This is a genomic window from Micromonospora sp. NPDC005254 (assembly GCF_042872525.1).
Lineage (GTDB): Bacteria > Actinomycetota > Actinomycetes > Mycobacteriales > Micromonosporaceae > Micromonospora.
Genome location: NZ_JBIAKM010000003.1, coordinates 227,088 through 250,997, shown reverse-complemented (window position 1 = coordinate 250,997; position 23,910 = coordinate 227,088). Strand labels below are relative to the sequence as shown.

Below are 23,910 nucleotides of genomic sequence, written 5' to 3'. Positions count from 1 at the left end.
CCAGGCGTGCGTCCCTAGCATCGGTGGATGGAAGCGACGAGCACACCGGCGTACGACGCTCACGCGGACTGGTACGAGGGCTTCATCTCGGGCGGGGGCGACTATCTCCGGAGGGTGCACGCGACCGTGGCCGACCTGCTCGGCACGGGTGCGGGGCCCTGCCTCGACATCTGCTGCGGCACCGGCGCGCACGCGTTAGTGCCCGGCGACCTGGGCTGGACACCGGTGGGTGTGGACCTGTCCGGCGGGCAGTTGCGGCACGCGCGCGGGCGGCTGCCGGTGGCCCGCGGGGACGCGACCGCCCTGCCGATCGCCGACGCCTCACTCCCCGCCGCGATGTGCGTCCTGTCCAGCACCGACGTGCCCGACTACCCGGGCGTGCTGCGTGAGGTCGGCCGGGTGCTGCGCCCGGGCGGGCGGTTCGTGCACGTGGGCGTGCACCCGTGCTTCGTGGGCGCGTTCGCCGACTGGGGCCGGCGCCCGAGCGTCGTCGTCGACGAGCGCTACGCGGACCGGTCACGCAGCTTCGACAGCTGGAACACCGACGGCGTCCGGGTCCGGGTCGGTGCCTGGCACGTGCCGCTCGCCGACCTGCTCAACGCGACAGTGGCCGCCGGCCTCCGACCGGTCCGGTTCGTCGAGTCCACCTCTCTAGGCGTGCCGGACCTGTTCGGCTTCCTCGCGGTGCGGTAGCGGCACCAACCCCGCGTCCAGAGTCGGGATCTCCCTCGCGAAGCGGCAAGATCGCCCTCGAACCTGGATGTCAACACTGTTGCGTTAGGGCTGTGGCCGGCGGGGTCAACCCGTGCTGGATAACAAGACTCTTGGTAGATCAAGCCCCGGCGATCATGGAATTGTGGTGCCTACTTTGGCAGGGTACGGGCGTTTTGTGGCCCACCACAACTCCATGATCGGCGAGGCAGTGCCGGTCGACGAACAGCCGTTCCGCCAAACGCAACGGTGTTGACCTGGATGTAGTGGCATCCTCCCGACGCGAGACCACTACATCCTGGATCGAGCACGATCTCGCGGGCAGCGATCTCGCGGACAGCGCGGCACGGACAGCGCGGCACGGGCAACGCGGCACGGGCAACGCGGCAGAAGAAACATTGCACGCAAAACTTGCGCCGGAGTCCCATACACGGGACTCTGTCCGTGGGTTGCCGCCCGCTCACCGAATGTGCCTTCCGGAGGCGACATGCACACGCTCCGTACCACGTCCCGCCGACTGCTGGCCGGCGCTGGCGCGCTCCTGCTCGGCACCGCCCTCGCCGCCGCCGCTGCGGGCCCGGCCAGCGCGGACACCGTCGGATACGTCCGGCTCGCCCACCTCTCACCCGACACCCCGGCCGTCGACGTCTACCTGGCCGCCCCCGACGCCGCGAAGCCGCGAGTGTTCCCGGGCGTCGGCTACGGCGTGGTCTCCGACTACCTCCAGTTGCCCCCGGGCCGGTACGCGGTGGCGATGCGCGAGGCCGGCACGCCCGCCAGCGAGCCGCCGGTGCTCACCACCGAGGTAGCGGTGACCAGTGGTGGCGCGTACACGGTGGCCGGTGTCGGTCGACACGCCGACCTGGGGCTGCGGGTGCTCACCGACGATCTGAGCGCTCCCAGGCAGGGCCGGGCCAAGGTGCGCGTCGTGCAGGCGTCGGTGCGGACGCCCGTCCTCGACGTGGCCGCCGCCGACGGGCCGACGATCGCCGACGGCGTGCAGTTCGCCACCACCACGGACTACCAGCAGGTCGAGCCGGGCACCTGGAAGCTGCGACTCACCGGCGCGGGCGGCCCGAGCACCGACGCGGAGGTGCGGCTCACCGGCGGAGCGGTCTACTCGCTGCTGGTGCTCGACGACAAGCAGGGCGGGCTCACGGCCGAGCTGCGCCGCGACGCCGAGGGCGGCACTGTCGTACCGGCCGGCGGTGTGGACACCGGCGCGGGCGGCACCTCCGACGCAGGGTTCGGCGCGTACCCCCTGGTGGCCGGCGGGTTGGCCGCGGCGGCCGGCGCGGCGAGCCTGCTCCTGTGGCGCCGGCGGCGGCGCACGACCTGGTGAGCATCGGGCCCGCCGCCGCGATCCGACGCCACCGCGACCGCCGGGCGCCGCTGGCCGCGCTGGTCGCGGCCGGCGCGGCGGTCTGCCTGGCCGCCGGCACCGGGGTCGGGCTGGCAACGACCGGCCCGCCGCCGCCGGCCGCGAGCTGGCACCCCGGCTGCGCCGACGGCTGCCCGTCCGTGGCCGCGCCGCCGCGACCACAGGGTCCACCCACACGGGTACGCGTGCCGCGCATCGGCGTCGACTCGGCGCTCACGGTGCTGGGCCTGGACCGCGCCGGCGTCCTCGTTCCGCCGACCGAGTTCGACACGGCCGGCTGGTACGGCGCCGGCCCGGCACCCGGCGACACCGGCCCGGCCGTGCTCGCCGGGCACCTGGACTCGCGCAGCGGCCCGGCGGTCTTCGCCCGGCTCGATGAGCTGCGCCCGGGTGACCGGGTCCAGGTGTGGCGCGGCGGGCGGTGGCTGTCGTTCCGGGTGACCGGGTCGCTGCGTACCCGCAAGGACCGGTTCCCGACGGCCGCGGTCTACGGCCCGACGCCCGGGGCGGAGCTGCGTCTCGTCACCTGCGGGGGCGACTTCGACCGGCGGCGCGGGCACTACCGGGACAACGTGGTGGTGTTCGCGATCGCCGACGGTTGATCAACTCGGCTTGCGGGATGTCGGGGTGTCCGGCTCGGCCCGATGCCCCGGATTCCCGGATCCCGAGTCGATCATCGCCTGGCGGGGCCGGCGTCAGACCGGGCGGGCCGGCGTCAGACCGGGCGGGCCGGCGTCAGACCGGGCGGCGGCCGGCGAAGCCGCACTCGGCGCGGTGGTACCAGCGCACGTCGGAGTCGCCCTCCAGCCAGCACCAGAGCACCGCACGGCCGGCCCGCTCGCCGGGGAAGTCGAGCAGCACCGGCGCGATGCCCTTGACCTGGATCTCGTGCTGGTGCAGCTCCTCGACGACGGCGTGCAGCCGGGCCTCCAGCCCCTTCACCTCGGCCAGCCCGCCGAGCGCGCTGACGCCGTGGTCGGCCAGGTCGACGCGCAGCTCGGCGAGGTCGGCGCGGAGCCGGATCAGCTCGTCGACACGCGGCTGCAGGGTGGCCACCAGGTGCCGGGCCTGGGCGAGTGTGAACACGTCGCCAGTATGCGGCACGTGCCGGGTCGCGCATGCCCCCGCGAGTCGCGCGACATGTCGGTCGGCGGTACGGGCCGCTCGGCGATCGTCAGTCGGCCTGGGCGGCCAGTTCGCGGGCGCGGTCCCGGGCGGCCTCCAGCGCGGCGAGCAGCGCCGCGCGTACGCCGTGCTTCTCCAGCTCGCGGATCGCGGAGATGGTGGTGCCGGCCGGCGACGTGACCGCCTCGCGCAGCTTGACCGGGTGCTCACCGGAGTCGCGCAGCATCACGGCGGAGCCGATCGCGGTCTGCACGATCAGCTCGTGCGCCACCTGCCGGGGCAGTCCGAGCAGGATCCCGGCGTCGATCATGGCTTCGACCAGCAGGTAGAAGTAGGCCGGGCCGGAGCCGGAGAGCGCCGTGACCGCGTCCTGCTGGGACTCGGGCACCCGGATCGTCTGGCCGAGGGGCTTGAACATCTCCTCGGCCAGGGCGAGGTGTTCCCCGGTGGCGTACGCGCCCGCCGAGATGGCCGTCATCGCCTGGTCGACCAGCGCCGGGGTGTTGGTCATGACGCGGACCACCGGGGTGCCGTCGGGCAGTCGGCGGTTGAAGAAGCTGGTGGGCAGGCCGGCGCAGAGCGAGATGACCAGCTTGTCGGCGGGCACCTTGGGGCCGATCTCGTCCAGCAGCGCGGCGGCGTCCTGTGGCTTGACCGAGACCGCGAGCACGGCCGCCTCGTCGACGGCGGCCAGGTTGTCGACCACCCGGACGCCGTAGCGGGCGGTCAACTCCTCGGCGCGGGCCGGTCGGCGGGCGGTGGCGAGCAGCCGCTCCACCGGCCATCCGGAGCGCAGCAGCCCGGAGAGCATCAGCTCACCGATCTTGCCCGCGCCGATCACCGCGACCGTGTGCACCTCGGCTGACATCTCGGCCGTACCCCCTCGCGTCGGGTCGCGGCGTGGCGGGCTGTGGGCCCGATACGCCGCCGAACGTCGGGTTGCGGCGCGGCCGGCCCCGTGGCCCGCCGCGCCGCCTACCGTCGATCAGCTGCCGAAGAAGACCTCGGCCTCGGCGTACCGCTCCAGCGGCACGGTCTTCAGCTCGCGGGTGGCCTCCGCGAGGGGCACCCGGACGATGTCGGTGCTCTGCATCGCGACCATCTTGCCCCAGTCGCCGTCGTTGACCGCGTCGATGGCCTGCAGGCCCAGGCGGGTGGCGAGCACCCGGTCGAAGGCGGTCGGGGTGCCACCGCGCTGGATGTGGCCCAGCACCACGGTGCGGGCCTCCTTGCCGGTCTTGGCCTCCAGCTGCTCGGCCAGCCACTGGCCGATGCCGCCGAGGCGGACGTGGCCGAACGAGTCCAGCTCCTGGTTGGCGAGCACCATCTGACCGTCGAGCGGCTGGGCACCCTCGGCGACCACGACGATCGGGGCGTACTGGTGCTGGAAGCGCTTCTCGACGTAGCCGGCGACCTGGTCGACGTCGAACTGCCGCTCGGGCAGCAGGATCACGTTGGCGCCGCCGGCCAGGCCGGCGTGCAGGGCGATCCAGCCGGCGTGCCGGCCCATCACCTCGACGACCAGGGTGCGGTGGTGGCTCTCCGCGGTGGTGTGCAGCCGGTCGATGGCCTCCATCGCGATGTTGACCGCGGTGTCGAAGCCGAAGGTGTAGTCGGTGGCGCCGAGGTCGTTGTCGATCGTCTTCGGCACGCCGACGACGTGCACGCCCAGCTCGTAGAGCTTGGTGGCCACGCCGAGGGTGTCCTCGCCGCCGATCGCGATCAGCGCGTCCACGCCCTGGCTGGCGAGGTTGTCCTTGATCCGCTCGACGCCGTTCTCGATCTTGAACGGGTTGGTCCGGGACGAACCGAGGATGGTGCCGCCACGGGGCAGGATGCCGCGGACGTCCGCGATGCCCAGGGGACGGGACAGACCCTCCAGCGGGCCCTTCCAACCGTCCCGGAAGCCCACGAACTCGTGACCGTAGGTGGCGACGCCCTTGCGGACCACCGCCCGGATGACCGCGTTGAGACCTGGGCAGTCGCCGCCGCCGGTGAGCACGCCGATACGCATGATCCGCTCATCCTCCTGGAGCATCAGGTAAAGCCCGATATGCCCCAGGTATGTGTCAAGTCAGACCATCGGCGCCATTGCCGGCCCGGGGCGGGCCGTCACTGCGAACTGTAGTCGGCCTACCTGCGCGACGACAGCGCGCCCCGGGGGCGGCGGGTCAGTAGGTCACCTCGCGGTTCTCGCCGGTCGCCGGCGGGTGGCCGGTGACGGCGGCCTTCGCGAACCCGAGCAGATTGACCACGGTGCTGCTCGGCGAGTCCCAGTACTCGGCGGAGCTGGCGTGCACCTTGATCAGCGTCAGGCCGGGCGTGTCCAGCCCGTCCGGGAACCAGGTCCTGAGCACCGGGTTCCACAGCCGCCGGGCGCGCTCGGCGTCGAAGCCCTCATTGGCGGTGCCCGAGACCGACACCCAGGCGTTGTGCTTCTGGTCCGAGAAGGCGACGTTGACCTCCGGGTTCACCCGGATCTGGCGCACCTTGGCGGAGTCGGCGTAGGCGAAGAACCACAGGTCGCCGTCGAACTCGGCCTCCTGCAGCCCCATCGGCCGGCTCACCTGCCGCCCGTCCAGCGCGATCGTGGTGAGCATGCAGATCCGTGCGGCGCGGACCAGCTCGGTGACCCGCGTCCGGGCGTCGGCGACGCTGGTCGGATCGTTGCTCATGGCAGTCTCCCTCGGCTCGACTGGTCGAACCGTTGCCCGGGACAGAACCGGTCAAACCTGCAAAGGTACGACGACCGGTCAGCGTGCCGTCATCGCCCGCCAGCGGGCCAGGTTGTGCCGGGCGTCGACCAGGGCGTCGTGCCGGGCCGCGTCCGCGTCCGGCAGGGTCGGCCGGCCCCGGTCGTCCCAGAGCTGCCGCAGGTCCTTGGTGAACCGGGGGATCTCCCGGGGCAGCGCCGGCATCGCCCCCCAGAGCTGGGCGAGGACCACATGGTCGTACGCCGCGTACCAGGCCCACAGCTCCAGCTGCTCCCCCGGCCGGTCCCGAACCGGCTCCATGAGGAAGTCGTACAGGTCGTCACGGATGCGCTCCCGGGAACGCCAGGCCCGGTCCGCCGGAGACGGCAGCCGGTCCAGCACGTTGCGCCGGACCCAGGGCACGGCGCGGGAGTCGTCGAACTCGGTGGAGACCGCGTAGAACTCGCGGCCGTACTCGTCGACGACGCCGATCGACACGAGGTCGACGATCCGGCCGTCCTCGATGAACTCGCAGTCGTAGAAATAGCGGTAGACCATTCCGGCCATCCTCGCCCACGGCCGGCCAGCGGCGCCCGGCGGGGCCCGGGTGCGACCCACGGCCGGTCCGTCGCGGACCAGCGCCGACCTGCGACCGGGAGCCGGCGCAGGGAGTACGCCGCAGCTCGCGACGGTCACGGAAGTGCTTCGAGGGGTGTACAGCAAGCGACCGGACCGTCATGATCTGATGTGTACCGCTACCGGACGCCGAATCGGTGTCAGTTCACCTTGTCAGGGCCATCAGGTTCACCCGGTGAGCGATTGTGTGGTCCATGACCGGGAGGGGTTGGGCCGTGGAGATGCGCCTGCCGGAGCCGGGTGACGCGCTCACGGGTGTCGAGATGTTCGCCGGGTTGGAGCCCGAGGTGCGCCAGCGCGTCATCGCGGCCGCCGTCCCGCGCACCTACCGCAAGGGTCAGTTGCTCTTCGTGGAGAACGACCCGGGCGAGTCGCTGATCGTGCTGCGCCGCGGCGCGGTCGCCGTCTTCCGCACCGCGCCGACCGGCGAGCGGGCGGTGCTGTCGGTGATCCGTCCGCCGGACGTGCTCGGCGAGGTCTCCCTGCTCGACGCCTCCACCCGGTCCGCGTCGGCCGAGGCCATCGAGGACTGCGCGGCGCTCGCGCTCTCCCGGGGCGCGTTCATGGAACTGGTGCACTCCAACCCGCGCATCCTGGACGCGGTGATGCGCTCGCTGGGCGGCCTGATCCGTCGGCTCACCGAGCAGAACGCCGACCACGTCTTCCTCGACCTGCCCGGCCGGGTCGCCAAGACACTGGTCCGGCTGGCCGGCGAGAGCCAGGCCCCGATGATCACGATCGAGCTCAACCAGAGCCAGCTCGCCGAGATGGCCGGCGGTTCCCGTCAGAGCGTCAACCAGGCCATCGGCTCCTTCGCCAGCCGGGGCTGGCTGCGGACCGAGGGGCGCCGGATCGTGGTCACCGACGTGGCCGCGCTGCGCCGCCGCGCCGGCATGAACGACCGCTGAGCCGCACCTCCGCCGCGCTGGCATGAACGACCGCTGAACCGCGTCGACGGGCCGCGCACTTCGACAACACGACACGGCCGGGTCACCCGTGGGCGGCCCGGCCGTGTCGTCGCGTCACCGACGCGTGGTTCAGACTCCGGAGCTGCCCGGGCCGGCCCACTTGTCCGGGCCCTTGCCGTCGCCGCCCGGGCCGTGGGACTGCTCGCTGACGATGCCCTCGGCCTGGAGCGTGGCGAGCGTGGCGGCGTCGACGTCCACCGACTCGCCCGCGGAGTGGTTGACCCCGTTGCCGTCGGTCCAGTCGCTCTCCAGCTTGACGTACACCATTGACCTGTCCCCCTCTGGTCGCTGATCGAAGATGTGGCGGACTGAATGTAGTCCGTCGGACCCTTGGTGGACTGTCCACAAGCCAACAGGCCGGTACCTGACAGCCGCGCGGGCGGTGATACTCCCTGTGACGGGACGACGGGGGGCGTCGGCCCGGATCGCCATGGAGGGTGTGTCATCGCCGCGCAGTGTGGGCGCTGTGGACGCACGGCCGCCGACGGTGACCGCTTCTGCGGTGGCTGCGGTGCCGAGCTCGGTGCCGTCTGCCCGCACTGCCTGCGCCCCCTCGCCTCGGACGTCACGTTCTGCACGTCGTGCGGGTCGCCCCGGCCGGGCGCGGACCGGCCGGTCGCCGTCGCGCCGCAGGAGGATCGCCGCCGGGTGAGCGTGCTCTTCGTCGACCTCATCGACTTCACCCCGTACGTCGAGCGGGCCGACCCGGAGCAGGTCCGCGGCATGCAGACCGGCTTCTTCTCCGCGGCCCGCCGGGTCGTCGGCCAGTACGGCGGGGTGGTGGAGAAGTACATCGGCGACGCGGTGATGGCACTGTTCGGCGCCCCGATCGCCACCGAGACCGACGCGCTGCGCTGCGTCCGGGCCGGGCTGGAGCTGCAACGGGTGCTCACCCGGTTCGCGCCGACCGGCAGCACCGAGATGCGGTTCCGGGTGGGGGTGGCCACCGGGGAGGCCCTTGTCGACGTGGCGGCCGCCCGCGACGGCGGGCAGGCGATCGTGGCCGGCGACGTGGTGAACACCGCCTCCCGGATGCAGTCGGTCGCACCACCGGGCGGGGTGCTGGTGTGCGGCACCACGCACGCGCTGACCAGGGACACGATCCGCTACGAGGAGCAGCCCCCGGTCACCCTGCGCGGCCGGTCGTCGCCGACCGAGGTGTGGCTCGCGCTGTCGCCGCTGCGTCGCCTGCCAACCGACCGGGAGCCGGACACCACGCCGCTGGTCGACCGCGAGCACGAGCTGGGCATGCTGGTCAACGCGCTGCACCGGTCGCTGCGCGACCGGCTGCCGCAGGTGGTGACGATTTTCGGCCGGGCCGGCATCGGCAAGAGCCGGCTGCTGCGCGAGCTGTACCGGCACACGGGCCGGCTGGTCGACGAGCCGCTGACGTGGCGGACGGGGCGCTGCCCGCCGTTCGGGGAGAACGTCACGTTCGCCGCGCTGGCCGACATCGTCAAGACCGAGGCCGGCATCCTGGACACCGACCCGGCCGCCAGCGCGGCGCAGCGGCTGGCCGCCGCCGTGAGCGAGCTGATCGGTCCGGGCGAGCGGGACCGGGTGGTGGACGCCCTGCGCCCGCTGGTCGGGCTGCCTGGCACGCCGCTGCCGGCGGAGGAGGCCGAGTCGTCGTGGCGACGGTTCCTGCTGGCGTTGGCCGCCCGCCGCCCTACCGTGCTGGTCTTCGAGGACCTGCACTGGGCCGACGACGCGATGCTGCGCTTCGTGGAACTGCTCGGGGCGGCGGCCCGCGAGGCGCCGCTGCTGCTGCTCTGCACCGCCCGCCCGGAACTGGTCGACCGGGACCCGAGCTGGGCCGGGACCATCACCGGCTCGGTAACCATCACCCTGCCGCCGCTGCGCGACACCGGCATCGCCGCCCTGTACGCGCACCTGTTCGGCCAGGCGGCGTTCTCCGCCGACATGCTGACCCCACTCATCGAGGTGGCCGGCGGCAATCCGCTCTACGCGCACGAGTACGTCCGGATGCTCATCGAACAGGGCGCGCTGCGCCAGTCCGGGCGGGGCTGGTCGCTGGACAAGCAGCTCGAACTGACCATGCCGGAGAGCGTGCACGCGGTGATCGCCAACCGGGTGGACCTGCTGGACGCCAAGGACCGCTCGGTGCTGCTGGCGGCCTCGGTGGTCGGGGTGCAGTTCTGGCCGGGCGCGGTGGCCGCCGCGCTGGGGCAGCCGGTCGAGTCGGTCGAGCGTGCGCTGCGCCGGCTGGAGCAGCGCGACTTCGTGCACGAGCAGGCCGCGTCGACGATGGCGGGGCAGGCGGAGTTCCGGTTCCGGCACGTGCTGGTGCGCGACGTCTGCTACCAGCGGCTGCCGCGCACCGAGCGGGTGGCCCGGCACGAGCGGGCCGCGGACTGGCTCGACGCGCTGTCGCACAGCCGCGACACCGACCTGGCGGAGGTGCTCGCCCACCACCGCTGGGCGGCCCACGAGATCGCCCGCTCGCTCGGCATGCAGGTCCGCCGGTACGCGGGGCCGGCGCGGCAGGCGCTGCACCGGGCGGCCCGCCGGGCGTACGCCCTGCACGGGCTGGACGCGGCGGCGAGCCATGCGGGTCGGGCGCTGGGCCTGGCCGACGACAGCGACCCGGTGGGGCGGCTCCAACTGGAGCTGCTCAGCACGGAGATCTCGTTCTACCGCGACGGCAACGCGTTCCTCTCCGGCGGTGGGCCGGAGCAGGTGCACGCGCTGGCGGACCGGCTGTCGGCGCACGGCGACGACGCGTGCGCCGCACGGGCGTGGACGCTGCTCGGTCAGGCGGCCTGGCTGCGCGCCGACCGGGGCGACGCGCTGGCCTGCCTGGATCGCGCGGTCCAGTTGTTCGAGCCGTTGCCGGACAGCCCGCAGAAGGCCGACGCGTACGCCGAGTTGGGCCGCCTGCACATGCTCAACTACGAGCGCGACCCGGCCGTGTCGGCGGCGGACACCGCGGCGGAGATCGCGGAGCGGCTGGGCCTGACCGAGACGCGCACCAACGCGCGGATCACCGCGGCCACCGCCCGCTACCAGGCCGGTGACCGGGTCGGCCTGGACGAGCTGCACGCGATCGTCGAGTTCGGCCGCGCCGGCCAGCTGCTCGCGCTGCCCCGGGCCACCCAGAACCTGGCCTGGGCCATCCGCGAGGAGGGCGACTGGCTGCGCTCGAACGCCCTGCTCTCGGCCGCGCCGGCGCGTACGGCCAGCGGCCAGACGCTGACCACCAGCTATTCGGCGGAGGCGATGCGGGCCTGGTTCGAGGGTGACTTCGGCCGGTTGCTCGCCGCGGCGGAGGCGTTCGTGGACACGCCGACCGGCAGCTGGGACATGCAGGTACGGGGGTTGCGCTGCTGTCTGCTGGTGCTCCGTGACGACGAGGATCCGGCCGACCTGGCCGACGCGCTGACCACCGCGCGGCGCAGCGGCTTTCACCGCCTGCGGTGGACGATGCTGAGCATGGCGGCGCTGTGCCGGGCACTGCAGGGCCGCGACGCCGAGGCGGCGGAGCTGATCGACGAGCTGGACCGGTCCTGGTCGGCGGTGCCGGCGCTGGCCAGCGGGGAGTGGATCGCCGCCGCCGCGTACGCCGCCGCCCTGGCCGGGCGGGACACCGCCGTGCGGGTCCGGGCGATGCTGGACCGGGTCGGGCATCGCACGCCGTGGTCGGAGGCGGCGCTGCGGACGGTGACGGCGGCGGTGGCGGCGGCCGACGGCGACCACCGGCGGGCGGCCGAGCTGCACCTGGCCGCCGCCGAGACGTACGGGCGGATCCCGGACGTCAGCGACCGGGTGCTGGCGCTGGCGCTGGCGGCGGCGGAGCTGACCCGCGCCGGCGACCCGGCGGGCGCCCGGGAGCCGCGAGCCGAGGTCCGCACCTTCGCGCTGCGCAACGACGCCCCGGGCCTGCTGGCGCTGGCCGGCCGGCCGATCAGCCCGACCGGGCCGGCGGTCGCGTGTTGAGCAGGCTCACCCGGCTCGGCGGCTAGGGAGCCTCAGCCGCTGACCCGACTCAGGCGGCGACTGGCGTCTTGAGTTTCTGCGCGTAGATGTCGACGTACTCCCGGCCGGAGAGCTCCATCAACTCGTACATGACCTCGTCGGTGACCGCGCGCTCGACGAACCGGTCGCCGGCCAACCCCGCGTAGCGGGAGAAGTTCAGGGGCGCGCCGAAGCGGACCCGCACCTGGCCGACCCGCGGCAGGAGCCTGCCGGGCGGCTGAAGTTCGTCGGCGTTGAGCATCGCCACCGGCACCACCACCGCGCCGCTCTCCAGGGCCAGCCGCGCCACACCGGTCTTGCCCCGGTAGAGCCGCCCGTCCGGGGAGCGGGTGCCCTCCGGGTAGATGCCGGCCACTCCTTGAGCGCGCAGCACCCGCAACTGGGTGTCCAGGGCGGCGCGGGCGGCCTGACCGCCGGAGCGGTCCACCGGGATGGTCCCGGTGCCGACGAAGAACATCTTCATGAACCAGCCCTTGATCCCCTTGCCGGTGAAGTACTCCGCCTTGGCCACGAAGGTGACCCTCCGCGCAACGATCAACGGGATGAAGATCGAGTCGAAGAAGGAGAGGTGGTTGCTCGCCAGGATCACCGGGCCGGTCGCCGGCACATTGCGCAGGCCCTCCACCTGCGGGCGGAAGATCAGCTTGAGCAGCGGACCGAGGAGCACGTATTTCAACAGCCAGTAGAGCACCGGTGTCCTTTCCGTGGTGTGCCCGCGACAACACCATGCCCGGGAGCGCCGCCGTCGCTGACGAGCCTACGAAGCCTCAGCTCTACCCACAACGGACGAACGACCGCTTCGATCTCGTCAGGTGCTCGGGGCCTCGATCAAGGTCCGCCCGTGCCGGACTCGACAGGCCCGGTTCGTGACGCAGTCAGATTCCGCAGGGCGGGAAGGCACCCGGCGAAGCCACGCTGGCCACCGCAAACGACGGACCTAGTCCTGAGGCCAGACACGTGCCCGGCCTCACGACCAAATCCGACATCCGCTGAGCACGGTCCGCCGTCAGGCGTCCGGCCGCTCCGGTTTAGGACGATGCCGTCGTCGTTGGATCACAGCAGCGAGTTCACGCAGGAAGACAACGACGAGTCCGACGCTGGAGGGCACCGCGATCCAGGCACGCCAACCTCCCTCGCTCACGATGCCGGGCAACAGGATCACGGTGAAAAGGAGCATGAGCCCCAACACCGACAGACTTCGCCCCGAGTCGCCCGAGTTCACCATTGCCAGCTCCGCCTGTAGGACGTCTGCCTGCATGAGGTTCGCGACATGCCTCTGGTCCACTTGTCCAGCACCCCGCAGAACGTGTTCCAGGGCTTCACCGCTCAGTCGTGGGTGCGATCGCGCCAGAAGCGAGGCCCTCCACCTGCGGGCGGAAGATCAGCTTGAGCAGCGGACCGAGGAGAACGTACTTCAGCAGCCAGTAGAGCACCGGTGTCCTTTCCGTGGTGGGCCCGCGACCGCGCCGGAACCCGGGAGCGCCGTCGTCGCCGACGAGCCTACGAAGCGGGCGCTCGGACCACAACGGACGGACGCTCACCACCACCGCGCGCCTGCCGCGGTCGCCAGCACGCCGAGGATGTACTCCGGTGTCTGGGCCAGCAGCGCCACCCGCCACAGACGGTTGCCCGGATCCCACCAGCGCTCCGGCAGGTAACAGCTCACCAACATCCGCACCCCGTGCACCGCCGCCATCCAGAACGGGAAGAAGATCACCCAGCCGACGATGTCGAAGACCAGATCCTTCGTCCGCTCGCCGGCGAACGCGGACACCGGGACGAGGACCAGCACGCCGGCGGCGAACACCATCCCGAACAGGATGGACCAGGCCGCACCCCGGGCGATGTGCCGCAGGGCGACGTCCTCGATCTCCTCACCCGCCAGGCCCGCTTCCTCGATCACCTCGGCGCGGCGCTCCTCGGGCGTCTTACCGTCGGCGTCGAGGAACTTCGCGACGGGACCGGCCAGCCAGCGTGTCACCGCCAGCGCCGGATCCATACCCACCCCTATTCGCCCCGCTCGCTCTTCCACCGTAGGAACTCGCGGTACAGCTCCTCTTCGCGCCTGCGCATGCGCCGGTGCAGCACCCGGGAGGCCACGAGAAGCATGCCGCCGCCGCCCAGCATCAGGTAGCCGAGGATCCGGTCGTCGGGGATCTTCGGTGCCGTGCTGAACAGCAACCCCAGCAGGGTCGAGCCCAGACCCAGGTAGAGCGCGATCCCGGGCGGTGTCTGCCGGTATTCGAGATGGTGACGGTCGGCGAACGTCTGGAACCTCGGCGGGACGTCCGGCTCCTCGTATTCCTCAGCGGTCACGTATGCCCCCTCCGTCCCCGGCGTGGAGTCGCCGCCGTCAACGATCACCGAGATCGCACGTGTCGCGCAAGAACGGACATAGGTGGCCCGCCGCGACCTGCGACAGCAGCCGTGACTTTGGAAGACGCGACACAACGCACTCCCGGAACCGGCCTCCGACGTGTCACGATTCAGAGCACGGCGTGCGTACGGGCGTCGAGGGGGCAGGGTGGCCGCGTCGGAAGGCGCGTTGAGGAGGATGTCCGGGTGTCAGCGGGTGGGGCCCGCCGGGGACGGCGGGACAACGGGCTCGACGCGAGCGAGTACGCCGTCGTCGGCGACGTCGATCCGCGCGTCGGCGAGCACCTGCTCGACGTGCTGGCCGCCGGCGGCATCGCCGCCTACCTGCAACCCTCCGCCGACCTCAACCCCGTCACCCGCACCACCACGGTTCCGGCCCGCCCGGTCGACCGGCTCTACGTCGACCGCTCGCACCTGACCACGGCCCGCGACTACCTCACCCAGCTCGCCGACGAGAGCGCCCCGGAGCAGCCGCCGGCCCGCGACGAGCCGGACATCGACGCCGAGTGGGCCCGGATCGTGGCCGGCTTCCACGCCACCTCGACCGCCGACGAGCGCCCGTGGCCGGCAGCGGAGGACGTGGACGAGCGCGACGACCGGGAAACCCGGGACGAGCCGACGGCTGGTCCGCTCGCCCGCTCCGGCGCCGACGAGGCCGGGCCGACCGCCACCGACGTCCGCCGGCTGCCGTCGGCCACCGACTTCTCCGGGATCTCTGTCGGCCGGGGCACCCGCGGTGACGAGCCCTCGCTGCTGGACGGTCTGGACACCTTCGGCGCCGACCTACCCGACGACGACGAGGACGAGGGTTACCACCCGCCGCCACCCCCGCCACTGCCCCGGATCTCCAAGTACGCGGTGGTCGGCGCGCTCGCGGTGGTCGTCGGGTTCGTGCTCTTCCTCTTCCCGTCGCTGCTCCCGGTGGACCGCTCGGCGGTCATCCTGTTCGGGTTCACCGGCATCCTGGCCGGCTTCGTCACGCTGATCTGGCGCCTGCGCCCCGGCGACGAGAACGACGACGACCCGGACAACGGCGCCGTCGTCTGACTCCCGCGCCCGCCGACCGCATTCCGGGACGACGACGCCCCCGTCCGGGGCGTAACAATGGTGTAACTTACTGTCAGTAGGAATACCGCTGTACGTCACTTCCCCCGCTGACTGACCGGTTTTTCCTTGCTCGTGGCGGTCAGTCCTCTGCTGATCGGAATGCCCGAGATGCGACAGAGTTCCCTCGTGGTGGTGGCCAACCGCCTCCCCATCGACGACAGCCAAGCGCCCGACGGCGCCTGCGAGTGGCGCCGCAGCCCGGGTGGGCTGGTCAGCGCGCTGCACCCCCTGCTCCGGCACACCCCGGCGACCTGGGTCGGCTGGGCCGGAGGCACCGGGGCCGCGCCCGCCCTGCCGGACGTGGACGGCGTCCACATGCACACCGTCGCCCTCAGCCAGGAGGATCTGCGCGACCACTACGAGGGTTTCTCCAACGCCACCCTCTGGCCGCTCTACCACGACGCCGTCGAGCAACCCGAGCACCACCGCCGCTGGTGGGAGGCGTACCAGCGGGTCAACCAGCGCTTCGCCGAGGCGACCGCCGAGGTGGCCGAGCCGGGCGGCGTGGTCTGGGTGCAGGACTACCACCTGCAGCTCGTTCCCGGGCAACTGCGCGCGCTCCGCCCCGACCTGCGCATCGGGTTCTTCCTGCACGTGCCGTTCCCGCCGCCGGAGCTGTTCATGCAGTTGCCCCGTCGGGCCGAACTGCTGCGCGGCATGCTCGGCGCCGACCTGGTCGGCTTCCAGCGCGCCCAGGCGGCGCACAACTTCGCCCAACTGGTCACCCGGGTGCTGGAGCTGCCGGCCACCGACCGCCGGATCGGGATCGACGACCGGGTGGTGCGCATCGGCGCCTTCCCGGTGTCCATCGACACGGCCGAGATGGCCGCCCTCGCCGCCCGCCCCGACGTTGCCGCGCGGGCCCGCCGCCTGCGCCAGGATCTCGGCGACCCCCGCCAGGTCATCCTCAGCGTCGACCGGATGGACTACACCAAGGGCATCGAGCAGCGCCTCAAGGCGTACAGCGAGCTGCTCGCCAGCGGCGACGTCAAGGTCCGCGACACGGTGCTGGTGCAGGTCGCCATGCCGAGCCGGGAACGCGTCGGGCAGTACCAGATCCTGCGCGAACGGGTCGAGCGCGAGGTGGGCCGGATCAACGGCGAGTTCGGCCGGGTCGGTGAGCCCGCCATCCACTACCTCACCCAGCCGTTCGACCGGGCCGAGCTGGCCGCGCTCTACCGGGTCGCCGACGTGATGGCGGTGACCCCGCTGCGCGACGGGATGAACCTGGTCGCCAAGGAGTACGTCGCCGCCCGGGTGGACGACACGGGCGCGCTGCTGCTCAGCGAGTTCGCCGGCACGGCCGCCGAGCTGTCCCAGGCGTACCTGGTGAACCCGCACGACCTGGAGGGGCTCAAGCAGGCGCTGCAAACGGCGCTGCGCGCCAGCCCCGCCGACGTCACCGAACGCATGCGGGCCATGCGCGCCCACCTGCACCAGCACGACATCCGGGCCTGGGCGCGCTCCTACCTGAGCGCGCTGGACGAGCACGGCGCCCTGGTCGGCCGCCTCACCAGCGCCGACGGCACCCCCCTGGTGCCGCGCCCGGCGACCCGGGCCACCTCCGCGACGCAGCACGCCGGCGGCTGACCGGCGCGACCGCTCACCGCGAGGCGGGCTCCTTCTCCAGCCAGTCCAGAATCGCGTCGATCGGCTCGGCCCAGCGCGCGTCGAGCATCAGATCGTGCCCCATGCCCGGAAAGAGCAGCGGAGCCGAACCGTACCGGCGGGCGATCCGCGTCAACGTCGACGCCGGCACCACCCGGTCGTCCGGGCTGCCCAGCACCAGGACCGGCGGCGTGCCCACGGCCGGCTCGGCCTCCGGCTCGCCCAGCAGCGCCCACTGCGCCCGCCGACCGGCCCGACCCAGCCGCGCCACGTACCGCCGAGCCTCCTCGTCGGGCAACTCGCGGCTGAACAACTGCGTGCGGCTGAGCCGCAGCGGCCCGCCGAACACCGCCGGCAGCGTCCCGGCCGGGTTGCGGCGCACCGCCGCGGAGAGCACCCCCCAGCCGCCGAAGACCGGCGCCACCAGCACCGCGCCGCGCGCCGGGTAGCGCGCCAACGCGTGCGCCACCACGAGCGCCCCGGCGCCGTGCCCCACCAGCACCGCCTGGCGCGGCAGGCTCGCGGCCACCTGGACCACATCGTGGGCGTACGCGCGCAGCGTCGCCTCCGGCGCCGGCTCGCTGCCGCCGTGCCCCCGCAGGCTGAGCGCGTACGCCGGAAAGCCCCGCGACGCGGCGTGACCCAGCCAGTGCTCGGCGAACGCCCACGCGCCGTGCCCGAACCCGGGAACGAACAGCAGCGGAGGACGCCCCTCTTCCACCTCGGGAACGGCGCTGAGCACCTCGCGTCGCGCCGGCCGGACCGGCCGGGACCACTCCCGGCCCCGCATGATCCGCAGCTCGGTCACTGAACTCGCCTTCCGTTCGCGACTGCGGGGCTCGCAAGCTCACTCGTCGCGCTCACTTGGCCTCCAGGTCGTGCAGGGCGCGCTGGACGGCGCGCAGGTAGTCGGCGTGCCCGACCTCGAACCAGTGCCGGCTGCTGTCCTTGACCTGCCCGGAGTAGCGCTCCCCGGCCCGGTCGCGCACCCGCTGCGCGAACGCCGCGGCCCGCTCGGGCCGGTCCCGGCGGGCCCGCAACAGCCGGGCGAAGAGCACCGTCTGCCAGTGCGCCAGGGTGAACATCCCGGAGTCCGGTTGCACGAGGCCGGCGACCGCCAGCGTGGGGTGCCCCGGCGTGAAGGCGTTGAGCCAGAGCGTCGGCCGGCCCGTGCCGGCGCTGTCGCCGAACACCGACGCGTCGAGGAACTCGAACCGCGGCAGGTAACCGGTGGCGAAGATGACCAGGTCCGGGTCGATCTCGCGGCCGTCGGCCAGCTCCACGGCGTACGGGCGGAAGCGGGCCAGGTCGGGCACCGGGCCGATCCCGCCGTGGCCCACGTAGTAGACGAGCTGGCTGTTGGCGATCGGGTGCGTCTCGTACACCCGGTGGTCGGGCTTGGGCAGGCCGAAACGGGTCAGGTCGCCGACGGTCAGGCGCAGCGTCCAGTGGTAGAGCCACTGGCGGACCCGCAGCGGCACCCGCAGCGCCAGCAGGGCGTCGTTGACCTGGTCGGCCGGGCGCCCGAGGACGTACTTCGGGGCGTACCAGTAGCCGCGCCGGGTGGAGTGCCAGCACCGCGACGCCTGCTGGGCGGCCTCGACGGCGATGTCACAGCCGGTGTTGCCGGCGCCCACCACCAGCACCCGCTTGCCGCGCAGCTGCGCCGGGTCCTTGTAGGACGACGCGTGCATGATCTCGCCGCGGAACTCCTCCAGCCCCTCGTAGCGGGGCAGTTTCGGCGACCAGTTGTGCCCGTTGGCGATGACCACGGCGGCGTATCGGGAGGTGCGCTCCGGCCCGTACCCGCCGGTGGAGCGGGTGGTCACGTCCCAGCGGTCCCCCTCGGCGGGCTCCACCCGGATCACCTCGGTGCCGAACCAGACGTGCGACCGCAGGTCGAAGTGGTCGGCGTACCGCTCGAAGTACGCCAGGAGCTGGCTGTGGTGCGGGTAGTCCGGCCACGAGTCCGGCATCGGGAAGTCGGGGAACTGGGTGAACGGCTTCGACGACAGCAGATGGGTGCTCGCGTACACCGGGCTGCGGTCGTGTCGCCAGTTCCAGGCGCCGCCGACGCCGGTCTCCCGTTCGTAGCAGTCCACCCCGAACCCGTGCTCGCGCAGGTTCTTGATGGCCGTCAGGCCGCTGGCCCCGGCCCCGATGACGCAGACCGTGTCGCCCCGGTCGGAGAGCGGACGGCCGTCGGGGCTCTGCGCGGACGGGGTCGCATCCGGGTCGGGCCGGCCGTGGTCGGTGGAGGTGGACACCGGGACATCTCCTTTTGTGCGGCACGGGTGCCGGTCGCCGCGAAATCCTCTCCACATCGGAGCCGGATGTCCAGCCCTGGCGCGGACCGATCGGCGGGTACCGGCCGGTGGGGGTCAGCCGGCGGTGGGCAGCAGCAGGTCGACGAGGACCGGGAAGTGGTCGCTGGCCCGGCGGGTCTGCGGGGTGTCCACCACGTCGTAGTCGACCACGCTGATCCGGGGATCGACGAAGAGCGCGTCGATGCGGCGGCGCGGGTCGGCGCACGAGTAGGTGAGCCGGTCCGCCCGGTCGGCCGCGATCGCCGCGTCGGTCAGGCCACGCGCCACAGTGGTCCACGCCGGCCCGTCCGGACCCTCGTTCAGGTCGGCCCCGGCCACCACCGGGCTGCTCGCCGCGTCCAGCCCGCGCCGGAACTCGGCGGCCTGCGCGGGCCGCTCGGTCGGGTCGGTGGACAGGTGCGACCCGGCGAGGGTGAACCGGGCGTCGCCGACCCGGCAGTCGGCGTACGCGGCGCCGCGCAGGTGTCGGCCCGGGGTCAGCGGAAAGCGCTGGCAACGGGTGCCGCGCACCTGCACCCGCAGGCTGGTCAGCAGCAGGTTGCCCAGGGCGGGCAGACCCCCGGCGGCCACCACCAGGCCGAACGACTCGGCCAGGGTGGCGGACTTCTGCCGCCACCGGAACCGGCGCGGGCCCTCCTGCACGATCACCACGTCCGGCCTCGCGGCCCGGACCACCGCCGCCAGCGCGGCGGTGTCGTCGCGCTGGCCGTGGATGTTGTACGACACCACGCGCAGCGGTACGCCGGCAGCCTCACCCATCGCCGAGGGCCTCAGATCCGGCGGGCCAGGTCGGCCGCGCCGATCACCCCGGCGCTGTTGCCCAGCTCGGCGGGGAGCACCTCGGCCACCGGCAGGCGCCCCCGCTGGGCGAGCGCGTCGAGGTACGAGCGGCGCGTCGGGCCGAGCAGCAGGTCACCGGCGTCGATCACGCCGCCGCCGACGACCAGGGTCTGCGGGTCGAGGATCTGCGCCATGTCGGCGAGGCTGGTGCCCAGCCACCGGCCGATCTGCGCGAACGCCTCGGCGGAGACCGGGTCGCCGCCCTGCGCGGCGGCGGTCACCATGTGGCCGGTGATCGCCTCGGCCTCGCCGCCGGCCAGGTCCAGGAGGGCCGCGGCCCGCTGCGGTTCCTGCCGGGCGCCCGCGCGGGCGAAGCGGACCAGGGCGCTGCCGCTGGCGTACTGCTCGATGCAGCCCAGCCGCCCGCAGCCGCACTGGTGCCCGTCCGGCACGGCCAGCATGTGGCCCAGCTCCGCGGCGACGCCGTGCGCGCCGCGCATCAGCTCGCCGCCGAGCACGATGCCGCCGCCGACGCCGGTGCCGATGGTGAACATGATCATGGAGTCGTCGGCGTCCCGGGCCGCGCCGTAGCGGAACTCGGCCCAGGCGGCCACGTTGGCGTCGTTCTCCACGATCACCGGCAGGCCGACGGCGCTGCTGACGTACTCGCGCAGCGGCTCGTCACGCCAGGCCAGGTTCGGAGCGAAGAGCACTGTCGAGCGGGTGGCGTCGATCCAGCCGGCCGCGCCGATCCCGACGGCCTCGATCGTCCGCCCGGCAGCCAGCTCGCCGACCAGCTCGATGATGACGTCGCGGGTCTTGCCGACGTCATCGGCGGGAGTGTCCCGTCGGCTCTGCACGAGAACCGTGCCGGTGTCGTCCACGACACCGCCGGCCACCTTCGTGCCACCGACGTCGACTCCGATGGTCAGCGTCACCGCTGCCGCTCCCCTCTGCTGTGCTGTCCGGTCCGCGCGCGCCGATGACGCGCCGGTCCGGATCGCGATGTCCCGCGCTCAGGCGCCGCCGCCCGGCGCGTCCGCGCCGGTGTCGTCGGACGCCCGCGACGCGGGCACCACGGGTCGGCTGGTCGGCGCCGGCGCGACCACCGACCCGGCGTCGTCGACGGGTGCTGCGGTGGCCGGGGCGGGTGGGTCCGCCGTCCGGGTGGCGACCGACCAGACATCCCGCTCCGGCGCCGGCTGAGAATCATGCCCGGTGCGGGTGGCATCGCGCCACACGTGCTCGTCGTCGGTCTCGGCGGACCGCTCGGCCGGGGCGAAGGGTGCGGCCTCGTCGTCGCTGCTCGCGGCGGACGTCGGCTGCGCCGGCGCGGACGGCTGCGGTGCGGTCGCCGGGGGTGGCTCCGGCGGCGCGAACGCGCGGAGCAGGCTGGCCACGCCGGCCGCGAGGTCTCCGGCACCGGTGGCCAGGCGTTCGGCGAATTCCGGACTCGGGTCACGCAACGCGGCGATGCCACGACAGACCGGGCAGACACAGCATTCGGCCGAACCGGTGGCGAAACCACCACCGCCGTGGGCGCCGCCGCCCGCAGCGGCACTGTGACCGAGGACACCGGCCAGCATCCCGCCCAGCGGGCCGAACGCGCCGCCCACCGACCCGCCGGAGGCCAGTCGTGCCCCCGCGAGCAGGGTGGCGACCAGTCGCTCCGCCTCTTCCCGGGCCGAACCCGGATCCGTTCCGCCCACCCTCGGCTCCTCTACCCTGCCGCCGGACGCGTCACTGCGCCGCACCGGGTGCTTCTACCCGGCGCTTGAGCTGCTTCAACGCGGTGTCCATGATCATCTTCTCGGCCTTGCGCCGAAACATGCCGAGCATCCCCACCGACAGCTCGACCTCCAGCGTGTACGTCACAGTGGTGCTCCCGTCCGGGTTCGCCACCAGGTCGTACGAGCCGCGCTGGCTCTTCTGCATCTTCGAGGGGGCGAGCAGGTGCCATTCGACGCGGGACAGGTCCTCGGCGTACTCGTAGGCGAGCACGTACTCGTCGGCCATCACCCCGGCGTCGATGGCGAACCGCACCTGGCTGGCGTAGCCGTCCTCGTACTCCTCGATCACCTCGGCGTGGCGCACCGCCTCGGTCCACTCCGGGTACCTCGGGAAGTCGCAGATGACCGCCGCCACCCGGTCCGGTGACGCGCCGATGATGATCGACTGGGTGGAGGAGTCCGCCATGGGGGGAGGCTACCCGGCGGGTACCGCCCGCACGCCGCGCCGCCCCCGCCGGGTAGGTTTCGACAGAGCCGAAGACCGTGGATGGGCAGCGGCCGGCCAGTGCGAGCACGAAGGAGTGCAGGTGCGCGAGTTCTCCGTTCCGCCGATCGTCACCGTTGGCGACGCGGCCAACCTCACCGATCCGGTCTGGGACAACGCCGAGGCCGCGCCGGACACGGTCCAGTTCGCCCGCGCCACCCGCTCGGCCGACGGCAGCGGCACGACCTGGGCCGAGGTGACCTGCCTGGCGTTCCGCGACGAGGTGGTGGCGGTGGCCCGGGGCCTGATCGCCGCCGGCGTCTCCCCGGGCGCCCGGGTCGCGCTGATGAGCCGGACCCGCTACGAGTGGACGCTGCTCGACTACGCCATCTGGACGGTCGGCGCGGTCACCGTGCCGATCTACGAGACCTCCAGCGCCGAGCAGGCCGCCTGGATCCTGGCCGACTCCGGCGCGGTCGCCGCCGTGGTGGAGACCGACGCGCACGCCGACCTGGTCGCCGGCGTCCGCGACCGCCTGCCCGAGCTGGTCCACCTCTGGCAGATCGACCGCGGCGGGGTCGACGAGCTGGTCACCGCCGGCGCCGCCGTCGAGCTGGCCGAGGTCGAGCAGCGCCGCAAGGCCGTCCGGGCCAGCGACCTGGCCACGATCATCTACACCAGTGGCACCACCGGCCGCCCCAAGGGTTGCGTGCTCACCCACCGCAACATGTACGCCGACATCGCCAACGCGGTGCCGGTGCTGCCGAACCTGTTCAACGCCGGCGCGGCCACCCTGCTCTTCCTGCCGCTGGCGCACGCGTTCGCCCGGCTCATCCAGATCGGCGTGGTGCAGGCCCGGGCCACCCTGGCGCACTGCGCGGACACCAAGAACCTGGTCGGCGAGCTGCAGGAGTTCCGCCCCACCTTCGTGCTCTCCGTGCCACGGGTGTTCGAGAAGGTCTACAACGCGGCCAAGCAGAAGGCCGAGGCCGACGGCAAGGGCGGCATCTTCGCCCGCGCCGAGCAGGTCGCCATCGCGTACAGCGAGGCTCTGGAGACCCCGCGCGGGCCCGGCCTGGCGCTGCGCGCCCAGCACGCGGTCTTCGACCGGCTCGTCTACCGCAAGCTGCGCGCCGCGCTCGGCGGGCGGTGCCGCGACGCCATCTCCGGCGGCGCGCCGCTGGGCCCCCGGCTCGGACACTTCTTCCGGGGCGTCGGCGTGACGATCCTGGAGGGGTACGGGCTGACCGAGACCTCGCCCGCCGCCGCCGCGAACCTGCCCACCGGCACCCGGATCGGCACCGTCGGCCGGCCGCTGCCCGGCGTGACCGTCCGGATCGAGGACGACGGCGAGATCCTGATCTCCGGCGACCTGGTCTTCCAGGGCTACTGGCACAACGAGGCGGCGACCGCGGAGGCGCTCAGCGCCGACGGCTGGTTCCGCACCGGCGACCTGGGCCAGCTCGACGCCGACGGGTACCTGAGCATCACCGGCCGCAAGAAGGAGCTGATCGTGACCGCGGGCGGCAAGAACGTCGCCCCCGCGGTGCTGGAGGACCAGGTCCGCGCCCACCCGCTGATCAGCCAGTGCGTCGTCGTCGGGGACGCGAAGCCGTTCATCGGCGCGCTGGTCACCATCGACGAGGAGGCGTTGCCGACGTTCCTCGCGAGCGCCGGACTGCCCCCGGACACCCCGGTCGAGAAGCTGCGCGAGAACGAGGGCCTGCGCGCCGAGGTCCAGTCCGCGATCGACACCGCGAACCAGTCCGTGTCGAAGGCCGAGGCGATCAAGGTCTTCCGGATCCTGCCCCGCGACTTCACCGAGGCGACCGGTGAGCTGACCCCGTCGCTGAAGGTCAAGCGACAGGTCGTCCACAAGACGTACGCGGCGGAGATCGCCGACATCTACCGCAGCTGACTACCATCCGTCACGTGCCCGCATCCGCATCTGCCCCACCACATCCGCATCCCCTCGCCGCGGCCGCCCG

The 23,910-nt window shown here is 73.0% G+C and carries 24 protein-coding genes; 8 read left to right on the top strand and 16 right to left on the bottom strand.

The genetic code is table 11. The features are described 5' to 3' along the window. Positions 1-27 precede the first annotated feature (27 nt). From ACFYPR_RS10860 to ACFYPR_RS10850, 3 genes are all read left to right on the top strand, one after another. Positions 28-693, top strand: coding sequence for a methyltransferase domain-containing protein (locus ACFYPR_RS10860; RefSeq protein ID WP_355066893.1), 666 nt, complete (start codon positions 28-30; stop codon positions 691-693). Between the two features lie 505 nt (positions 694-1,198). Beyond that, on the top strand, positions 1,199-2,053 hold the full coding sequence (locus tag ACFYPR_RS10855; protein ID WP_354858231.1) for a DUF4397 domain-containing protein: 855 nt from the start codon (positions 1,199-1,201) through the stop codon (positions 2,051-2,053). Further along, positions 2,023-2,694 carry a class F sortase gene (locus ACFYPR_RS10850; protein WP_387259577.1) on the top strand — a complete coding sequence of 224 codons (672 nt, stop codon included), beginning with the start codon at positions 2,023-2,025 and terminating at the stop codon, positions 2,692-2,694. The genes ACFYPR_RS10855 and ACFYPR_RS10850 overlap by 31 nt, the downstream gene beginning before the upstream one ends. A 133-nt stretch (positions 2,695-2,827) precedes the next feature. Here the strand turns inward: ACFYPR_RS10850 and ACFYPR_RS10845 are convergent, their stop codons facing one another. From ACFYPR_RS10845 to ACFYPR_RS10825, 5 genes are all read right to left on the bottom strand, one after another. After that, a complete protein-coding gene (locus ACFYPR_RS10845; protein WP_234586913.1) occupies positions 2,828-3,178 on the bottom strand; it encodes a DUF2203 domain-containing protein in 351 nt (116 codons plus the stop codon). An 88-nt stretch (positions 3,179-3,266) separates the two neighbouring features. Beyond that, a complete protein-coding gene (proC, locus tag ACFYPR_RS10840) occupies positions 3,267-4,085 on the bottom strand; it encodes a pyrroline-5-carboxylate reductase (protein ID WP_354858227.1) in 819 nt (272 codons plus the stop codon). Between the two features lie 117 nt (positions 4,086-4,202). Continuing rightward, on the bottom strand, positions 4,203-5,231 hold the full coding sequence (locus ACFYPR_RS10835; RefSeq protein WP_354858266.1) for a 6-phosphofructokinase: 1,029 nt from the start codon (positions 5,229-5,231) through the stop codon (positions 4,203-4,205). A gap of 157 nt (positions 5,232-5,388) precedes the next feature. Next, on the bottom strand, positions 5,389-5,892 hold the full coding sequence (locus ACFYPR_RS10830) for a pyridoxamine 5'-phosphate oxidase family protein (RefSeq protein ID WP_387259574.1): 504 nt from the start codon (positions 5,890-5,892) through the stop codon (positions 5,389-5,391). A gap of 78 nt (positions 5,893-5,970) precedes the next feature. Continuing rightward, entirely contained in the window at positions 5,971-6,468 is a 498-nt protein-coding gene (locus ACFYPR_RS10825) for a polyadenylate-specific 3'-exoribonuclease AS (RefSeq protein ID WP_374109293.1), read from the bottom strand. Positions 6,469-6,761: 293 nt separating this feature from the next. On the opposite strand from ACFYPR_RS10825, the gene ACFYPR_RS10820 reads away from it, so the two are divergent. Next, complete coding sequence (locus tag ACFYPR_RS10820) at positions 6,762-7,454, top strand: Crp/Fnr family transcriptional regulator (RefSeq protein WP_007463121.1); 693 nt, start codon at positions 6,762-6,764, stop codon at positions 7,452-7,454. Positions 7,455-7,583: 129 nt separating this feature from the next. Here the strand turns inward: ACFYPR_RS10820 and ACFYPR_RS10815 are convergent, their stop codons facing one another. After that, positions 7,584-7,781, bottom strand: coding sequence for a hypothetical protein (locus tag ACFYPR_RS10815; RefSeq protein ID WP_354858223.1), 198 nt, complete (start codon positions 7,779-7,781; stop codon positions 7,584-7,586). Positions 7,782-7,847: 66 nt separating this feature from the next. Here ACFYPR_RS10815 and ACFYPR_RS10810 point away from each other — a divergent pair, with 66 nt between their 5' ends. Beyond that, positions 7,848-11,471, top strand: coding sequence for an adenylate/guanylate cyclase domain-containing protein (locus ACFYPR_RS10810; protein WP_355066898.1), 3,624 nt, complete (start codon positions 7,848-7,850; stop codon positions 11,469-11,471). A gap of 49 nt (positions 11,472-11,520) precedes the next feature. Here the strand turns inward: ACFYPR_RS10810 and ACFYPR_RS10805 are convergent, their stop codons facing one another. The 4 genes from ACFYPR_RS10805 to ACFYPR_RS10790 all read right to left on the bottom strand — a co-directional run bounded on the left by ACFYPR_RS10805 (position 11,521) and on the right by ACFYPR_RS10790 (position 13,826). Then, positions 11,521-12,201 (bottom strand): lysophospholipid acyltransferase family protein, encoded by a 681-nt coding sequence (locus ACFYPR_RS10805; RefSeq protein ID WP_354858220.1) that lies wholly within the window; start codon positions 12,199-12,201, stop codon positions 11,521-11,523. Positions 12,202-12,516: 315 nt separating this feature from the next. Continuing rightward, entirely contained in the window at positions 12,517-12,795 is a 279-nt protein-coding gene (locus ACFYPR_RS10800) for a hypothetical protein (protein ID WP_354858218.1), read from the bottom strand. A gap of 252 nt (positions 12,796-13,047) precedes the next feature. Beyond that, entirely contained in the window at positions 13,048-13,509 is a 462-nt protein-coding gene (locus ACFYPR_RS10795) for a hypothetical protein (protein ID WP_354858217.1), read from the bottom strand. A gap of 8 nt (positions 13,510-13,517) precedes the next feature. Continuing rightward, positions 13,518-13,826 carry a hypothetical protein gene (locus ACFYPR_RS10790; protein ID WP_354858215.1) on the bottom strand — a complete coding sequence of 103 codons (309 nt, stop codon included), beginning with the start codon at positions 13,824-13,826 and terminating at the stop codon, positions 13,518-13,520. Between the two features lie 246 nt (positions 13,827-14,072). On the opposite strand from ACFYPR_RS10790, the gene ACFYPR_RS10785 reads away from it, so the two are divergent. Both ACFYPR_RS10785 and ACFYPR_RS10780 read left to right on the top strand, forming a co-directional pair. Next, positions 14,073-14,933, top strand: a complete 861-nt coding sequence (locus ACFYPR_RS10785) for a DUF308 domain-containing protein (protein ID WP_354858213.1) — start codon at positions 14,073-14,075, stop codon at positions 14,931-14,933. Positions 14,934-15,101: 168 nt separating this feature from the next. Beyond that, the gene (locus tag ACFYPR_RS10780; protein WP_387259571.1) at positions 15,102-16,583 is read left to right on the top strand and encodes a trehalose-6-phosphate synthase; all 1,482 of its coding nucleotides are present in this window, start codon (positions 15,102-15,104) and stop codon (positions 16,581-16,583) included. 13 nt (positions 16,584-16,596) lie between these two features. On the opposite strand, the gene ACFYPR_RS10775 is transcribed toward ACFYPR_RS10780, so the two are convergent. The 6 genes from ACFYPR_RS10775 to ACFYPR_RS10750 all read right to left on the bottom strand — a co-directional run bounded on the left by ACFYPR_RS10775 (position 16,597) and on the right by ACFYPR_RS10750 (position 21,904). Beyond that, positions 16,597-17,391, bottom strand: a complete 795-nt coding sequence (locus ACFYPR_RS10775) for an alpha/beta fold hydrolase (protein WP_354858263.1) — start codon at positions 17,389-17,391, stop codon at positions 16,597-16,599. 70 nt (positions 17,392-17,461) lie between these two features. Next, entirely contained in the window at positions 17,462-18,868 is a 1,407-nt protein-coding gene (locus tag ACFYPR_RS10770; RefSeq protein WP_355066899.1) for an NAD(P)-binding domain-containing protein, read from the bottom strand. Positions 18,869-18,982: 114 nt separating this feature from the next. Beyond that, positions 18,983-19,687 carry an endonuclease/exonuclease/phosphatase family protein gene (locus ACFYPR_RS10765; protein WP_355066900.1) on the bottom strand — a complete coding sequence of 235 codons (705 nt, stop codon included), beginning with the start codon at positions 19,685-19,687 and terminating at the stop codon, positions 18,983-18,985. Positions 19,688-19,698: 11 nt separating this feature from the next. Next, positions 19,699-20,646: an ROK family glucokinase gene (locus ACFYPR_RS10760; RefSeq protein WP_354858204.1), complete on the bottom strand. Its 948-nt coding sequence runs from the start codon at positions 20,644-20,646 to the stop codon at positions 19,699-19,701. A 78-nt stretch (positions 20,647-20,724) separates the two neighbouring features. Next, positions 20,725-21,417 carry a hypothetical protein gene (locus ACFYPR_RS10755; RefSeq protein WP_354858202.1) on the bottom strand — a complete coding sequence of 231 codons (693 nt, stop codon included), beginning with the start codon at positions 21,415-21,417 and terminating at the stop codon, positions 20,725-20,727. Between the two features lie 31 nt (positions 21,418-21,448). Beyond that, entirely contained in the window at positions 21,449-21,904 is a 456-nt protein-coding gene (locus ACFYPR_RS10750; RefSeq protein WP_363942255.1) for an SRPBCC family protein, read from the bottom strand. A 121-nt stretch (positions 21,905-22,025) separates the two neighbouring features. On the opposite strand from ACFYPR_RS10750, the gene ACFYPR_RS10745 reads away from it, so the two are divergent. After that, a complete protein-coding gene (locus tag ACFYPR_RS10745; RefSeq protein ID WP_387259568.1) occupies positions 22,026-23,840 on the top strand; it encodes an AMP-dependent synthetase/ligase in 1,815 nt (604 codons plus the stop codon). The last annotated feature ends 70 nt before the right edge of the window (positions 23,841-23,910 follow it).

Excerpts from the sequence above, each read along its gene's own strand:
- ACFYPR_RS10835 (WP_354858266.1), bottom strand. The coding sequence starts at position 5,231 with ATGCGTATCGGCGTGCTCACCGGCGGCGGCGACTGCCCAGGTCTCAAC.
- ACFYPR_RS10860 (WP_355066893.1), top strand. The coding sequence starts at position 28 with ATGGAAGCGACGAGCACACCGGCGTACGACGCTCACGCGGACTGGTAC.
- proC (WP_354858227.1), bottom strand. The coding sequence starts at position 4,085 with ATGTCAGCCGAGGTGCACACGGTCGCGGTGATCGGCGCGGGCAAGATC.
- ACFYPR_RS10825 (WP_374109293.1), bottom strand. The coding sequence starts at position 6,468 with ATGGTCTACCGCTATTTCTACGACTGCGAGTTCATCGAGGACGGCCGG.
- ACFYPR_RS10780 (WP_387259571.1), top strand. The coding sequence starts at position 15,102 with ATGCGACAGAGTTCCCTCGTGGTGGTGGCCAACCGCCTCCCCATCGAC.
- ACFYPR_RS10855 (WP_354858231.1), top strand. The coding sequence starts at position 1,199 with ATGCACACGCTCCGTACCACGTCCCGCCGACTGCTGGCCGGCGCTGGC.
- ACFYPR_RS10830 (WP_387259574.1), bottom strand. The coding sequence starts at position 5,892 with ATGAGCAACGATCCGACCAGCGTCGCCGACGCCCGGACGCGGGTCACC.
- ACFYPR_RS10765 (WP_355066900.1), bottom strand. The coding sequence starts at position 19,687 with ATGGGTGAGGCTGCCGGCGTACCGCTGCGCGTGGTGTCGTACAACATC.
- ACFYPR_RS10750 (WP_363942255.1), bottom strand. The coding sequence starts at position 21,904 with ATGGCGGACTCCTCCACCCAGTCGATCATCATCGGCGCGTCACCGGAC.
- ACFYPR_RS10795 (WP_354858217.1), bottom strand. The coding sequence starts at position 13,509 with ATGGATCCGGCGCTGGCGGTGACACGCTGGCTGGCCGGTCCCGTCGCG.
- ACFYPR_RS10775 (WP_354858263.1), bottom strand. The coding sequence starts at position 17,391 with ATGCGGGGCCGGGAGTGGTCCCGGCCGGTCCGGCCGGCGCGACGCGAG.
- ACFYPR_RS10815 (WP_354858223.1), bottom strand. The coding sequence starts at position 7,781 with ATGGTGTACGTCAAGCTGGAGAGCGACTGGACCGACGGCAACGGGGTC.